The following is a 15,652-nucleotide window of genomic DNA, read 5'->3' on the forward strand; positions in this document are numbered from 1 at the left end:
TTCTTGCTCATGGTAAACTCCTGATGAGTGTGTTTAGTTTACCAAGTTAAAACCTCCTGTTTTTTCAGCACACATCACTTCTGTATAAATATTCTTTCATAAATATTGTAAATTTATATGAGGAAGGTTTTTCATCTAAAGGGAGCTTTAATAAATCAATCCAAATGTTAATGATTAGTGGTGAAAATAACTCGTTATAACGGTCATATAATGAGTATTTTTCAAAAATTTGTATAAATAAAATAGACCATAATTTATTTTTTAAATCATCATCCATGCTTTCTTTCTGAATAATTTCACGAACAGGTTTATATCCATATCTTTCTGAAAAGCGCATTTTTTCCCCAATAAATTTATTGTCCTATTTTTACTTTTTTAATCTCCCCCTTGCGCAACTTTGTTGCTCATCTTTTAAAAAGAGGGGAACTCCATTGAATTAATAGTGGAGTGCTCCCTCCTTTGAAAAGGAGGGCTGGGGAGGATTAATCACTTCAACAACGGCTTTAAAAACTTAGCCGTATGTGAAACTTTAGATTTCACCACTTCCTCAGGTGTACCTTCGGCAATAATCATACCGCCTCCTGCACCACCTTCAGGACCCAAATCAATTACCCAATCAGCAGTTTTGATCACATCCAAATTATGCTCAATCACCACAATGGTATTGCCCTTATTACGAAGCTCATGAAGAATATCCAAAAGTTTCGCAATATCGTGGAAATGCAAACCAGTCGTTGGCTCATCAAGCACATACAAGGTTTTACCTGTATCACGCTTCGCAAGTTCACGAGCGAGTTTTACACGTTGAGCTTCACCACCTGAAAGTGTCGTTGCAGATTGCCCTAAACGGATATAACCCAAACCGACTTGATTCAAGGTTTCTAAACGACGGTGAATGACAGGAATCGCATCAAAGAAATGCATTGCATCTTCAACAGTCATACCTAAAACATCAGAAATGTTTTTGCCTTTATAGCCAACTTCTAAAGTTTCACGGTTATAACGATCACCATGACACGAGTCACATGGCACATACATATCAGGTAAGAAGTGCATAGCCACTTTAATCATGCCGTCACCCTCGCAGGCTTCACAACGACCACCTTTTACGTTAAACGAAAAACGACCCGCAGCATAACCACGTGCTTTGGCTTCAGGCGTTTGAGCAAACAATTCACGAATTGGGGTAAATAAACCTGTATAGGTCGCTGGATTAGAACGAGGGGTACGTCCAATTGGGCTTTGGTCAATATCGACGACTTTATCTAAAAATTGTAGACCATCAATTGAATCGAATTTTTCAGCGGTAAGCGTCGTTGCACCATTCAACTGCGTTGCAGCAAGAGGTAATAATGTACGGTTAATTAAAGTTGATTTTCCTGAACCCGAAACACCAGTTACACATGTCATCACACCCAAAGGAATAGTTAAATCGACATTTTGTAGGTTATGACCTGATGCACCCATCAGCTTAATTTGTTCTTCTGGTTTTGGTGGCTGAGTGCGGACTTTTGGTACGGCAATTTTTAATTTACCTGATAAATATTGTCCTGTAAGAGAATTTTCATTTGCCAAAATTTCATCATATGTTCCTTCGGCAATGACATGCCCGCCGTGAATACCTGCACCTGGACCAATATCAATAATATGATCGGCTGCACGGATGGCATCTTCATCATGTTCAACGACTAAAACGGTATTTCCAAGATCACGTAAACGAACTAAAGTTTCTAATAGACGATCATTATCTCGTTGATGCAAACCGATTGAAGGTTCATCAAGGACATACATGACTCCCATTAAGCCTGCACCAATTTGCGATGCCAAACGAATACGCTGTGCTTCACCACCTGAAAGGGTTTCAGCAGAACGTGACAAACTTAAATAATTCAAACCCACTGATACAAGGAAGTGCAAACGCTCACGGATTTCTTTAAAAATTTTATCGGCGATTTCGCCTTTTGCACCTTCAAGATTTAAATCTTGATAATAATTTTCCGCATCACCAATTGACATTTTTGTTACTTGGGCAATGGTTTTATCCAAAATTTTTACATTACGAGAGATTTCATTCAGACGCGAACCATCGCAGGCATCGCATGCTGCATTCGACAAATATTGTGCTAAATCATCACGAACATAGTTGCTTTCAGTTTCACGGTAGCGGCGTTCTAGGTGTGGCAAAATCCCTTCAAAAGCTTGCACGCGGCTATGTTTACGACCACGTTCATCGACATAACTTAAGTCCACTTTTTCTTTGCCTGTACCATAAAGGAATTTCTTTTTGGTATCGGCATCAAGTTCATTCCATGGCGTATCTAAAGATAACTCAAAGTGCGCAGCGACTTTTTCAATCATGCTGTAATAGTACGGACGCTGTCTGTCCCAACCTCGAATTGCACCTTGATTTAGGCTAAATTCAGGGCTTGGAATGAGTTTGTCGGCACTAAAATGGCTACGTGTACCCAAACCATCACAAACAGGACATGCACCAAATGGATTATTAAATGAAAATAGGCGAGGTTCTAATTCAGCAACAGCTCGGTCACATTTTGGACAGGAATGTTTTGCTGAAAAAACACGATCAGAGTGTTCGCCATTCATCCACGACAATGTTGCAATATCACCGCCTAAACGAAGTGCAGTTTCAAAACTTTCTGCAATACGGTTACCCAAATCATCACGGACTTTAAAGCGGTCTACTACTACTTCAATGGTGTGTTTTTTCTTTTTATCGAGTTCTGGCGGTGTATCAATATCAATGACTTCACCATCGACACGGGCACGAACAAAACCTTGGCTTTGTAATTGTTCAAACAGGTTGGTGTATTCACCTTTACGCTCACGCACGACAGGTGCAAGAAGCATCAATGCTGTGCCTTCCTCTAAGGCTTTTACTGCATCGACCATTTCCGAAACCGTTTGTGCCACCATCGGTAAATCATGTTCAGGGCAGTACGGTGTACCGACACGTGCATAGAGAAGTCGTAAATAGTCATAAATTTCGGTAATTGTTCCTACCGTTGAACGTGGATTATGACTTGTCGATTTTTGCTCAATAGCAATGGCAGGGCTTAAACCTTCAATTGAATCGACTTCAGGTTTTTCCATTTGTGATAGAAATTGACGTGCATATGCTGAAAGTGATTCTACATAGCGTCGCTGACCTTCTGCATATAAAGTATCAAATGCCAGTGATGATTTACCTGAACCTGAAAGTCCCGTAATCACCACAAACTTGTCGCGTGGAATATCAAGGGACACATTTTTTAGGTTATGGGTACGTGCGCCTCGAATACGGATATGACTTTGGCTCATAAAACTTTCTCGAAATTATGCAAATTGAAAACTTGTATATGATAGCGATTTAATTTTGTTCAAGCTGTATTAAATCGTTTTTTAACGACATTTTGTGTCGGGGTGATAATGCTTTAAAAAAAACCCACCAGAATGATGCGTGTAATAGACCAGCAAGTCAGTTTTTTATAGGTAATAATGTATTTTTAAGTCAAACTGGCTTTAAAATAGAGTCTTCAATGTCATCACATTAACGTTATAAAAACAAAGGATCGTACATGATTATTGCAAAATTTTTGATCGCTTTTATTGCTATTCTGCATATTTATTTCCTTATTTTGGAAATGTTTTTGTGGGATAAGCCAATCGGTATGAAAGCCTTTGGTAACAATGCTGAAAAGGCAAAACTGACTAAGGTTTTAGCTCAGAATCAAGGCTTATATAACGGTTTTCTTGCAGCAGGTCTAATTTGGTCTTTATGCGCTACCGCACCGTTTGCCACGCAACTTGCCAATTTCTTTTTGGGCTGTGTATTTGTCGCTGGTGTTTATGGTGCAATGACTGCGAGTAAAAAGATTTTATATATTCAGGCATTACCTGCATTGATTGCTTTATTGGCTGTAAACTTTCTAGCTTAATTCTACGTTTTGTAGAGCTGACTGTGTAAGTACGAGGAGAACAATCTCCTCGTTATACTGTGAAATGCTTGTGACTAAGATGCGATTGCATAGGATCTTTCAAAAATAGAATCTATATCTTCAAAGCTATGATTTTTCGGTATTTCATGGTGTGTTCGAGCATAGGTATTGATCTCATTTTCAAGTATTTGCAGAAAATCATTATATTTTTCTTCAAAATCAGGAAAATCGAGTAAATCCATTTTTCTCGCAAAATGACATTGATATTTGCCAATGAATTGCAACATCAGTTTTTGAATGGGAGAGTTGGTAAAGTAAATTAAATATGTTGCAGCAGAACCACAGTGTGTACAGCCCTTTTCTAAATAAATTTCTTCACTATTGAGCCAACAACATTGTAATGTAAAAAATGCACGAATAGCCTCTGTACCTAAATTATCCTGATGCATATTGCCCCCGTAGTATTAAGATTTCCGTTTTTAAATAATTATAAATGATAATTATTCTCATTTATTTTGACATGTTTTTTATGTCCTTGTCTAACCTTTATAAGATAAAGATGTTTCAATCGTTTTAAATGACATCTTTTAAAACTAAACAATCAGCGTAAACTCTCATAACTTATTTAGATTCAATCCTTGGATTAGACATGCTGTCGTTATTTTTGAAATGTGTCATAGGTGCGGCAGTCGTTCTGCTCATTTCAATTCTTTCAAAAAGTAAGGCATTTTATATTGCAGGTTTAGTTCCACTGTTTCCAACTTTTGCGCTGATTGCACATGTGATTGTGGCACAGGAAAAAGGTGCAGATGCATTAAAACAAACCGCACTTTTCGGTATGTGGTCGCTCATTCCATATTTTATCTATTTATTGATGGTATATTTACTTGCGACAAAATTACCCATGTGGTCATGTTTAGGTGTTGCTACAGCATGTTGGATTATTGCAGCAATCGTTTTAATTTTGGGATGGAATCATTACTTTTCATAAACAGTGTTTGTGATCATTGTATATATAAAAATGATTGATTATAAAAAGTTGAACTTCTGAGTAATAAATATGTATATCGTTAATTTGAATTATCAAAAAAGTCTAGATGAAGTAGACCTTCTTTTAAAAGCGCATATCGATTGGCTTAAACCATACATTACCAATGGTACGTTTATTGCCACAGGTCGAAAAAACCCTATAACGGGTGGTGTATTTTTAGTGAAAGACATGCCTTTGCCTGAAATTGAACAAATTTTACAAAATGATCCGTTTCAGGCAGTGGCAAGTTATGACATCACCCAACTAAATGTCGGACTGACCGCATCTGGTTTTGAGCTTTTAAAAGGGATTTAAACGAGTAATCCCGATTTAAAATGATTGTATTGATGCTTGGTGATTAATGGTTGTGAAGGGATTACTCATCTAAACCTAGCCATTGTCTTTGCTGATAAGCGCCATCCCAAAATAACCATTCAAGTTCAGCACCTTTGGTATATGCTTTGTGCATTTTTTCAATCGTATCTGGATCGCAATGTTCAGCAATACGATCAATAGTTGTGAGAACATTTTTCACAGCTTCGTTAAATTCTTCACCTGAATATGTGTCGACCCAAGCTTGATACGGATTATTTGTAACTGATTGACTGACAATGTCTTTGCCAACTTCTGCATAAATCCAAAAACAAGGCAAGAGTGATGCAAGTACTACAGGGTAGCTTTCAGACCAAGCGGTTGCTGTTAAAAATGACGTGTAATGATGGCAAGCGAGCGTTAAAGGCGTATTTTCAAAGTCTGCTTTGTTAATACCAAAATCTTGCATAAAGCCGTTATGTAAACTACGTTCGACGACAATGGCTTCTTTTGCTCCTTGGGTAAACTGAATAATATCATCTGCATCAAAGGCTTTCGCACCGCATACTGCTAAAGCACGACCGTATGCTACTAAATAATGTGCATCTTGAATGACATAATGACAAAACACCTCTTTGCTCAGTGTGCCTTGAGCCAACTCTTGATTAAAAGGGAGTGCCAATGTTTTTTCATATAATGCGAGATTACGTTGCCATACGTCTTGAGAAAAACTCATATTCAATTTCCGTAAAATAAGGGGTTAAATTTTGCGAATCTCGGGACTATAGCAAGAGTTTTGGGCAGAAGATACTGAGCCATAATGAGATGTATAGGTACGCTAATGCGGTGCTACAAAAAATCATACGAAGAATTTTGGCTTAAATGTGAAAAAGTCGTCATAATTACGCGCAATTATACTTAATCAATTTTAAGTTTTACGCTAGTTCAAATATTCTTTGAAGGTCGATCTATCATGTGGAAACACTTTGGTTTCTCAATCATTTTTACGGTCGTATGTTTAGGTATATCTGCATATTGGGGACTGAATCACGGTCCAAATGCAGGCGTACAAGCCATGCTGACTGCGCTGACCATTACTGCAATTTTGGCAGTGATGGAAGTCTCTTTGTCTTTTGACAATGCTGTTGTAAATGCATCTGTACTACGTAATTGGGATCATTTTTGGAAAATGATCTTTTTAACAGTCGGTATTTTGATTGCTGTTTTTGGTATGCGTTTGGTTTTTCCTGTGGTCATTGTTGCAGTTACCGCAGACATGGGCATGATGGAAGTTGTGCGCATGGCATTGAATAATCCAATCGAATACTCTGCAAAATTAATGGCACATCATGCTGAAATTGCAGCATTTGGTGGTTCATTTTTATTACTGGTATTTTTGAATTTCTTCCTTGACGAAGGTAAAGATACTCATTGGTTTAAATGGTTAGAACATCGTTTAGCAAGTTTAGCAAATGTACCTGCAATGTCAGTCTTCATTGCACTGATTGGTTTGCTGATAATGGCTGCCAATGTTGATGATGCAACACGTTTAGCCGTGACAATGGCGGGTATTTGGGGCATCGTGGTTTATGTAGGTGTTCAAGTCCTCAGTCATATGCTTGGTGGTGAACCTGAAGTCGATGAAGAGGGGAATGCCGTTGGACATGATGCCAATGGTGCGCCTACAGGTGTAATTAAAGCGGGTATTGGTGGCTTTATTTACCTAGAAGTGCTTGATGCATCATTTAGTTTTGATGGTGTAATTGGTGCATTTGCGATTACTTCTGATGTTGTGATCATCATGCTTGGTCTTGCAATTGGTGCAATGTTCGTGCGTTCTATGACTATCTATTTAGTCGAGAAAGGCACTTTGGATGCATACATTTACCTAGAGCATGGTGCACATTACGCGATTGGTGCATTGGCGTTCATTATGCTTGCAAGTGGTACGGGTGTGCATGTACCAGAAGTTGTGACAGGTCTGATTGGTGTCGCATTTATTGTTTGGGCAATTTTTGCATCTATTCAATATAACAAACGGACAGTACAACAGGGTTAATGACCTTTGTAGAAAAACTATGATTAGGAGGATGCATTATTGCATCCTCTTTTTTACGGGTGAAATTGCGACAAAGTCACGCCAATATGCGATGATGTATTTAGAGAGTTGTTTGATTAAATTGAAAAGTTTATAGCTATGATGAATGCCTTAGAACGTCGTTCGACCTTTGCGCTGAGCAGTATTTTTGCTTTACGAATGTTAGGTCTGTTCATGATTATCCCAGTATTTGCAGTGGCGGGGCAGTCATATCAGTATGCAACACCAGCATTGCTTGGATTGGCAGTTGGTGTCTATGGTTTAAGTCAGGCATTGTTACAAATACCTTTTAGTTTACTGGCAGATCGTTTTAGCCGTAAGCCACTGATTATTTTTGGCTTACTGCTGTTTGCACTTGGTGGTGCAGTTGCGGCAATGTCTGAAACGATTTATGGCGTAATCATTGGGCGGGCAATTGCAGGTGCAGGAGCTGTTTCAGCAGTTGTAATGGCACTACTTGCTGATGTCACACGTGAAGAAAACCGTACTAAAGCAATGGCAACCATGGGCATGAGTATAGGTGTGTCTTTTGTGGTGGCATTTAGTCTTGGTCCGTGGCTGACGACTTTGGTCGGAATCTCAGGATTATTCTGGGTGACTACAATCATGGGTTTGCTTGCCATGCTTATGTTATTTATGGTGCCTAAAACCACACGCCATCATCAAAATTTTAAACATGGTTATGTAAAACAGCTTAAACAAGTGCTGAAAATGGGTGATTTAAATCGACTACATGTTTCAGTTTTTTCTCTACATTTATTGCTCACAGCAATGTTTATTTATGTTCCATCGCAGTTAATCGGTTATGCAGGAATTCCATTGTCAAAGCATGGTATTGTGTATTTACCGCTGTTACTCGTCAGCTTGTTTTTCGCATTTCCAAGTATTATTTTGGCTGAAAAATATCGCAAAATGCGTGGAATTTTTCTTGTTGCAATTACAGGAATTATCACAGGTTTACTGATTCTAATTTTTGGTTACGAGTCGAAATATATTCTGCTTACAGGTTTAGGTTTATTTTTTATTGCATTCAATGTGATGGAAGCACTTTTACCTTCATGGATTTCAAAAGTAGCACCTATTGAGTCCAAAGCAACTGCAATGGGGGTTAATGCGAGTGCACAATTCCTCGGTGCATTTTTTGGCGGAACATTAGGCGGGCAATTGTTACTTTTGCACAATACAACCATGGGCTGGAGCATTCTTTCTGCGATTGCCATCATTTGGTTATTTATTAGTTTTGGCTTGGAACAACCCCGTTATTTAAGCTCTGTTGTACTTCGTTTACCTGAAGATAAACAAACCGATGATTGGACTTCTCAATTATTGGCAATTCGTGGTATTGAAGAAGTTGTGGTGATGTCAGAACATCAAGTGGCGTATTTAAAGGTCGATAAACAGCAAATTGACGATGCTGCGCGACAACATTTAACGCACTTGTTGGGTAAAGAGGTAGCCATTTAATCATAACTCTTATAAAGTAAAACATAGATTCGAATAGGAAGATTAGAGCAGATGCGCGGCGTAAATAAAGTTATTTTAGTAGGTACTTTGGGTAAAGATCCTGAAACAAAATCGTTTCCAAATGGTGGTTCATTGACACAGTTTTCGATTGCAACAAGCGAATCGTGGACAGACAAAAGTTCGGGCGAAAGAAAAGAACAAACAGAATGGCACCGTATTGTCTTGAATAATCGTTTAGGTGAAATTGCACAGCAATATTTACGTAAAGGTTCAAAGGTTTATATTGAGGGTTCACTTCGTACACGTCAGTGGACAGATCAGAATGGTCAAGAGCGCTATACGACAGAAATTCGTGGTGACCAAATGCAAATGCTAGACAGCCGTCAGCAAGGTGATCAAGGTCAAAACGCTGATAATGGTGGTTATAATCAACCTCGTTTCAATAATAATCAGCAAGGTGGTTATAACAACAATAACAGCAATAACAACCAAGGCGGTGGTTATGGTAATCAGGGGGCTAACCAAGGTGGTTATAACAATCAGAGCAATCAAGGTGGTTATGGTAATGGCGGAAATTCTGTAAACCAAGGTTTTCAATCACCTAAACCTGCTGCTCCATCTGCGCCTGCGCAAGCACCTACAGATTTAGATGATGATCTTCCGTTCTAGATCATATATCTAAGTAATTTGTTAAGTTGTTATAAGTTAATTTAGTTATTAATATATAAAACTCAAATATTTAAGATGAAAAATAGCTTCTTTTGTTTTGTAAATAAGAGAAGCTATTTTTTTAACTATAAAAAATGTTAAGTTAAAAGAGCATATATGGTTTATTTTGTTGAGGTATTTTTAATGATGTCTATGAAAGTCTAAATCTAAAAAAACGATTATTTTTATAAAAAACTACTGTTTTACCTATTTTGTGTTTTTACGTATTCTGATTTCACCAAATAAGCATTTTCTGAAATGAATTGAAGGAATACCAAATGAGTTTAATGAATACTGAAGTTAAGGCATTTAACGCAACAGCATATAAAAATGGTGAATTTATTGAAGTATCTGAAAAAGATATGTTTGGTAAATGGTCAGTTGTATTTTTCTATCCAGCTGATTTTACCTTTGTATGTCCAACAGAATTGGGTGATTTAGCAGACAACTATGCAGAATTTCAAAGTATGGGTGTAGAAATTTATTCAGTATCTACAGACACACACTTTACGCATAAAGCTTGGCACGATTCTTCTGATGAAATTAAGAAAATTCAATATACGATGGTAGGTGATCCAACGTGGACTTTAGCTAAAAACTTTGATGTTTTAATTGAAGCCGATGGTATGGCGGATCGTGGTACGTTTGTAATTGATCCTGAAGGTAAAATTCAAATTGTAGAAATCAATGCAGGTGGTATTGGTCGTGATGCATCAGAGTTATTGCGTAAAGTGAAAGCAGCACAATATGTCTATGCACATCCAGGTGAAGTTTGTCCTGCAAAATGGAAAGAAGGTGATTCAACACTTGCACCGTCAATTGATTTAGTTGGAAAAATATAAATTTTTGATTAAATATATATTTTTAAAAAAACCGAGCAGAATATGCTCGGTTTTTTACTTTAATTTAAATACATTTAATAATTTAAAATTACATTTACATCAAGTAGCCATCATTTTCAGGTGCGTAAGCTCGTAAACCTTCAATTAAATGTTCAATTAGTTTTTCCATAACAGGGCGTTGACCTTTACGAGAAGCGTAAACCAATTGAACAGTGCCTATATTTGAACACCAATCGGGGAATAAATGAATCAGTCGACCTGCGAGAATATCATTTTTTACCGTCAAATAAGGCAAATCGGCAATGCCTAAACCATCAAGTACAGCATAGTAGGTACCTGCTAAATCATTACTTTTAATTCGCGGTTGTAGCGGAATATCAATTTCATCTGTATGTGTTAGATTATGTAAATGCCAGTGATACTGTTGTTTGTGCGTACCTAAAACAATACTTGGAAATGCACTGAGTTCAGTAATATGTTTTAGCGTTTTACCTTGTAATAACTCAGGGCTTGCCACTAAACAATGGGTAGTTTTAATGACATCACGAACAATAATACTAGAATCTTCATTGGATGAAAAATTGGTACGAATCGCAAGATCAATATCATCGCGTAAAATATCGATACGGCGGCTCGTTAGTTCAAGCTCGACATTTATTTTTGGATGATTTTTTAAAAAGTCATTGAGTAAGGGACGAACTTGATACTCCATCATTACTGCAGGACAGCTAATTTTGATTAAACCTTGCGGATCAATTTTTTGTTTTAGCAATACGCTTTGTGCAACTTCAACTTGTTCAATAATTTTATTACACTCTTCATAAAATTCTTGTCCAAGTGTTGTCACTTTAAAATGTCTTGTAGAGCGTTGAATCAATGTAATATTAAATTTTGCTTCTAAATCTAAAATGCGACGACTTAATTTGGATTTTGTAATATTACTTGCTTCACTCGCAGCACTGAAACCGCCATGTTTGACGACAAGGTAAAAATAATAATAGTCATCAAAAGAATGCATTGATTCACCCGAAACGTTCAGTCAGAGTAAAAATTATATCATTGATGTGAAAATCAGTAGAATTTAGATATTTAAAAATAAAATTGTTTGAAATAAAAACAAAAAAGCGATACAAAAATCGCTTTTTTATTATTCAGTAGAACTGAATACTTTACTGATTATTTTGTTGTATTTTTTACGTAGCTTTGGATTAAGTTACTATAGTCAGGGATATGCGCACCAAATAATGCACCTAAACCTTCGATGTCATTACGCCAGTCACGGTGCAATTCACAAGAAGCACCGAACCAAGTCATCAACTGAGCACCAGCTTGTGACATACGGTCTAATGCAGAATCACGAGTTAATTGGTTGAACGTACCAGAAGCATCCGTTACAACAAACACATCAAAATCTTCAGCAAGTGCAGAAAGAGCTGGGAAAGCAACACAAACTTCAGTTACAACACCAGCAATGATCAACTGTTTTTTCCCCGTTGCTTTAACTGCTTTTACGAAGTCTTCGTTATCCCAAGCATTGATTTGACCAGGACGAGGGATATAAGGTGCATCTGGGAATATTGCTTTAAGTTCAGGAACTAAAGGACCATTTGGACCATCTTCAAAACTTGTTGTTAAAATTGTTGGAAGGTTAAAATATTTCGCCGCAGCAGCAAGTGCTAAAACGTTGTTTTTGAATTTATCAGGATCAATATCACGAACCAGTGAAAGTAAACCAGTTTGATGATCTACTAAAAGAACCACTGCATTATCTTTGTCTAAACGTACGTATGGCTTGCCCATTTTTATTTTCCTTAAATATGCGTCAGGATTATCAAAAAATTTAAAATCCGAAATCAATTTCGAATTTACAACACTTTACTGGTGGATTTTTAGTTCGTTAAGTGTGTATTGTGAGAAAGATAATCCTAAATATAAGACATTATGGGTAATATAATGATTTTTATAAGAAAGAGTTTATTTATTTAATCTAGCTTCATAATATTCCTATATTTGAGATGAAGAATATTGGTAGCACTATGTTGTGATGATGATAAACGCAATAACATATAACCAAGTTAAATAATTGATCAAATTGGAGCCAAAAAAATGAGAAAAGTAATTGGTGTGTATCGTAATCAAAATATGCATTGGGTTGGCGATGGCTTTCCAGTAAAAAATCTATTCAGCTATGATCGTTTAGGTCAAGCTGTGAGTCCATTTTTATTACTTGATTATGCTGCACCATATCAATTTCAGCCAACAACTGCACAACATGGAGTAGGTTCACATCCACACCGTGGTTTTGAAACTGTGACGATTGCTTATAAAGGTGAAGTTGAGCATAAAGATTCGAGTGGTGGTGGTGGTATCATTAAAACTGGCGATGTACAGTGGATGACAGCAGGTGCAGGCGTTGTACATGAAGAATTTCATTCAAAAGAATTTGCTAAAAAAGGTGGTTTATTTGAAATGGTTCAATTGTGGGTAAATCTGCCTGCAAAAGATAAAATGACACCAGCGCGTTATCAAGCTATTGATAATTCTGATATTCCAGTTGTAAATTTTGCTGATGATGCGGGTCAGATTCGTGTGATTGCGGGAACATTCCATGATGTGAAAGGGCCAGCGTCAACATTTAGCCCAATCAATGTATGGGATGGTCAGTTGAAAGCAGAGAAATCTGAGCATATTCATGTGCCTATGAGCCACACAGTACTTGTTGTTATACTTGAAGGTGAAATGCTAATTAATGGTACGCAAAAAGTTCAAGATAGTTCAATTGTATTGTTTGAACAAAATGATGATCCAGCGATATTATTGGAAGCAATACAAGATACGAAATTCCTTGTTCTAACAGGTGAGCCACTTAATGAACCTATTCAAGGTTATGGGCCATTTGTCATGAATACCAAAGAAGAAATTGTTGAAGCTTTTAACGATTTTAACAATGGTAAATTTGGTACGATTCCAGTTCAGTCTTAAGCGATTGATACATAAATTGTTCTATACAATATTATCAATAAAAAGCGGATCCACAGATCCGCTTTTTATTGATAAAGTATGCTGAAAATTATGCGTAGCTATGCGAAAAAAATTATCTAAAGGCTTATAATAAAAAGGATCTCTAGTCCACACACTAGAGATCCTTTTTGCGCTGTAGTTTCTATTTTATTATTTGCAACTATTATTATTGTTTATTGTTATTATTTGCACATATAGTAGTGTTTACCTTAATTAGTGTGACTTGGTTATCATTTTGTTGCGTGCATATTAGTGTGTTTCTTCAGCGTTGTAAAGCAAAAGATAATTATTTGTGCATTGATTTATATATGTTTTTTGAAAAGCTTTTTCTTTTTTTGTAATTTTGTATAAAAAATAGACATTAATTTTAATAATCGGTCAAATTTTCATAGATGTACATAGATATGCGTTGAATTTTTGAAAAAGTAAAAATTTTACATAATAAAAAAGGATCTCTAGTGTTTGGACTAGAGATCCTTTTTGCGCTGTAGTTTCTCTTTTATTTATTATTCTGGTCGTATTTTAATTTTTAAATTACATCATCGTATTGTTATTTATTTTGTAATACGTGATATGTTTCTCTTTATTGGCTCGCATAATAATGAAGTTAATAATATTTGTAAATAGTATTTTTAAACAAAAAGTAAATTTAATATATTGATTTATATGTTTTAATTAACATAATTTGATTTATTAGTTAAAATCACTCATTTCCTGATGTCATTGGAGTCACAATGTGAATCTTGAGTAAATCAAATAGTGGTATGCAAGGATTGAACAATCAAAAATCTGAAAAACTGGAACTTTTTAATAGCTCTTATTGGATAAGCATCAGTCATAATAAAAAAAATGGTTAATTCTGGATAATAACGTTGAAGATTGCAGTCATCGGTAGTGGCATGGCAGGGCTTGCGACCGCAAGAATTTTGCAAGATGCTGGGCATAATATAACAATTTTTGAAGCATTGTCAGGTAGAGGCATGGACAGTCATAGCCTTGCTTTTGAAGGTGGAATCATTGATGCGCCTTTGCGTGTCATGAATCCGCATCTTTGGCAAAATACACTGAGCTTTGCAACGCATTTAGGTATTAAATCCTTCCCTGTTCGTACATTTATGACATGCAGTTGGCTATTTGATGACAAAATTGAAACGTGGCTGACCACGAGCCGAACGCGTATTGGTAACTTTCCCATTATTAACAATAAAAAAGGAATTAAGCAGTACGGTTGGCGTTTGGTGAAGGGGATGTTACAACTCAAAACAGCTATTCATCAATTTTTTAAATCTAAAAATCAAGATATTACGCTCGCTGAGTTCATCAATCATAATCAAATTGAAGAAGTCTTTTGGCATGGTGCGGTGATGCCTGTGCTCTATACCATTTGTACTTGTGATCCCAAAACTATTGGTGAATGGCCAGCAAAGCCACTCTTGGTTTTTCTTCGACAGTTGACTGATGGTGATGCATTGCTTCGTTTACATGGCGGAACTGCTGCATTTGTCGATAAGTTGATTGAAGGTATTGATATTCATAGCGATTCTCGAATCACGTTAGTAGAGCAACGTGGTGAGCATGTGCATGTTGAAAATGCACAAGGTGAGCAGTTTGAGTTTGATCGTGTGGTGGTAGCAACACCAACCAATAAGATTGAAAGTTTCCTTAATAATGAACAGTTTGCTGATGATATTGCTTTGTTGAAAAAGTTTAAGTTTGAGCAAGGTGAATTGGTCATGCATACCGATGCAACCGTGATGCCGCCAAAACGTAAAGAGTGGGCTGTATTGAGTTATATGATGGATCGTAACTTTACCCGTCAGCAATTTACAGTATGGTTAAATGCAATTGAACCGACTTTGGTTGGAAAATCTCCAGTATTCCAAACATGGCGTCCAGTTACGGCAATTGATCCGAAAAAGATCATTTCTTCAGTGACATTAACACGTGCTGTAGTTGACTCTGTGACAGTTGAACTCAATCATCAATTACAACAACGCCATCAGGCAACAGACCGTAAAGTATTCTACTGTGGTTCGTGGTCATGCGATGGTTTACCAATTTTAGAATCAGCAGTGACTTCTGCGATGCATATAGCGGAAATTTTTGATGCCCCAATCCCTTTTAAAGGTTTAAAGCCAAAAGTGGAAGTTGCCCCTGAACTTGGCTATGCATAATCGCCATTTTCTATATGGCATGTATGATTTAAAAATGGGTGTTAATGATAGACTGTGCTGAGAAAATG

At 36.8% G+C, this 15,652-nt stretch carries 15 protein-coding genes; 9 read left to right on the top strand and 6 right to left on the bottom strand.

Annotated features, from left to right (window positions below):
- Nucleotides 1–64 precede the first annotated feature (64 nt).
- Nucleotides 65–337, bottom strand: a complete 273-nt coding sequence (locus ACK1JC_RS00005; protein ID WP_409509811.1) for an AbiJ-NTD4 domain-containing protein — start codon at nucleotides 335–337, stop codon at nucleotides 65–67.
- Between the two features lie 149 nt (nucleotides 338–486).
- Nucleotides 487–3,318, bottom strand: coding sequence for an excinuclease ABC subunit UvrA (uvrA, locus tag ACK1JC_RS00010; protein WP_409509812.1), 2,832 nt, complete (start codon nucleotides 3,316–3,318; stop codon nucleotides 487–489).
- A 260-nt stretch (nucleotides 3,319–3,578) separates the two neighbouring features.
- On the opposite strand from uvrA, the gene ACK1JC_RS00015 reads away from it, so the two are divergent.
- Nucleotides 3,579–3,935: a DUF1304 domain-containing protein gene (locus ACK1JC_RS00015; protein ID WP_409510006.1), complete on the top strand. Its 357-nt coding sequence runs from the start codon at nucleotides 3,579–3,581 to the stop codon at nucleotides 3,933–3,935.
- Between the two features lie 74 nt (nucleotides 3,936–4,009).
- Here ACK1JC_RS00015 and ACK1JC_RS00020 read toward each other — a convergent pair whose 3' ends face one another.
- Nucleotides 4,010–4,384, bottom strand: coding sequence for a hypothetical protein (locus ACK1JC_RS00020; RefSeq protein WP_409509813.1), 375 nt, complete (start codon nucleotides 4,382–4,384; stop codon nucleotides 4,010–4,012).
- A gap of 200 nt (nucleotides 4,385–4,584) precedes the next feature.
- Between ACK1JC_RS00020 and ACK1JC_RS00025 the strand changes: the two genes are divergently transcribed.
- Together ACK1JC_RS00025 and ACK1JC_RS00030 are read left to right on the top strand one after the other, a co-directional pair.
- Nucleotides 4,585–4,926 (top strand): GlpM family protein, encoded by a 342-nt coding sequence (locus tag ACK1JC_RS00025; protein ID WP_409509814.1) that lies wholly within the window; start codon nucleotides 4,585–4,587, stop codon nucleotides 4,924–4,926.
- A gap of 69 nt (nucleotides 4,927–4,995) precedes the next feature.
- On the top strand, nucleotides 4,996–5,280 hold the full coding sequence (locus ACK1JC_RS00030) for a YciI family protein (protein WP_409509815.1): 285 nt from the start codon (nucleotides 4,996–4,998) through the stop codon (nucleotides 5,278–5,280).
- Nucleotides 5,281–5,341: 61 nt separating this feature from the next.
- On the opposite strand, the gene tenA is transcribed toward ACK1JC_RS00030, so the two are convergent.
- The gene (gene tenA / locus ACK1JC_RS00035; RefSeq protein WP_409509816.1) at nucleotides 5,342–6,013 is read right to left on the bottom strand and encodes a thiaminase II; all 672 of its coding nucleotides are present in this window, start codon (nucleotides 6,011–6,013) and stop codon (nucleotides 5,342–5,344) included.
- A gap of 237 nt (nucleotides 6,014–6,250) precedes the next feature.
- Here tenA and ACK1JC_RS00040 point away from each other — a divergent pair, with 237 nt between their 5' ends.
- The 4 genes from ACK1JC_RS00040 to ahpC all read left to right on the top strand — a co-directional run bounded on the left by ACK1JC_RS00040 (nucleotide 6,251) and on the right by ahpC (nucleotide 10,389).
- Nucleotides 6,251–7,336, top strand: coding sequence for a DUF475 domain-containing protein (locus tag ACK1JC_RS00040; RefSeq protein ID WP_409509817.1), 1,086 nt, complete (start codon nucleotides 6,251–6,253; stop codon nucleotides 7,334–7,336).
- Nucleotides 7,337–7,474: 138 nt separating this feature from the next.
- Nucleotides 7,475–8,839, top strand: a complete 1,365-nt coding sequence (locus tag ACK1JC_RS00045; RefSeq protein ID WP_409509818.1) for an MFS transporter — start codon at nucleotides 7,475–7,477, stop codon at nucleotides 8,837–8,839.
- Nucleotides 8,840–8,890: 51 nt separating this feature from the next.
- Nucleotides 8,891–9,508, top strand: a complete 618-nt coding sequence (gene ssb, locus ACK1JC_RS00050) for a single-stranded DNA-binding protein (protein ID WP_409509819.1) — start codon at nucleotides 8,891–8,893, stop codon at nucleotides 9,506–9,508.
- A 317-nt stretch (nucleotides 9,509–9,825) separates the two neighbouring features.
- Complete coding sequence (gene ahpC, locus ACK1JC_RS00055) at nucleotides 9,826–10,389, top strand: alkyl hydroperoxide reductase subunit C (protein WP_409509820.1); 564 nt, start codon at nucleotides 9,826–9,828, stop codon at nucleotides 10,387–10,389.
- A gap of 94 nt (nucleotides 10,390–10,483) precedes the next feature.
- Here the strand turns inward: ahpC and ACK1JC_RS00060 are convergent, their stop codons facing one another.
- Both ACK1JC_RS00060 and ycaC read right to left on the bottom strand, forming a co-directional pair.
- On the bottom strand, nucleotides 10,484–11,407 hold the full coding sequence (locus ACK1JC_RS00060) for a LysR substrate-binding domain-containing protein (RefSeq protein WP_409509821.1): 924 nt from the start codon (nucleotides 11,405–11,407) through the stop codon (nucleotides 10,484–10,486).
- Between the two features lie 158 nt (nucleotides 11,408–11,565).
- Entirely contained in the window at nucleotides 11,566–12,189 is a 624-nt protein-coding gene (ycaC, locus tag ACK1JC_RS00065) for an isochorismate family cysteine hydrolase YcaC (protein WP_409509822.1), read from the bottom strand.
- A gap of 306 nt (nucleotides 12,190–12,495) precedes the next feature.
- Between ycaC and ACK1JC_RS00070 the strand changes: the two genes are divergently transcribed.
- A complete protein-coding gene (locus tag ACK1JC_RS00070) occupies nucleotides 12,496–13,371 on the top strand; it encodes a pirin family protein (protein ID WP_409509823.1) in 876 nt (291 codons plus the stop codon).
- Between the two features lie 911 nt (nucleotides 13,372–14,282).
- Nucleotides 14,283–15,584, top strand: a complete 1,302-nt coding sequence (locus ACK1JC_RS00075) for an FAD-dependent oxidoreductase (RefSeq protein WP_409509824.1) — start codon at nucleotides 14,283–14,285, stop codon at nucleotides 15,582–15,584.
- The last annotated feature ends 68 nt before the right edge of the window (nucleotides 15,585–15,652 follow it).

Source organism: Acinetobacter sp. TY2, assembly GCF_046269225.1.
In the GTDB taxonomy this organism is placed as follows: Bacteria; Pseudomonadota; Gammaproteobacteria; order Pseudomonadales; family Moraxellaceae; genus Acinetobacter.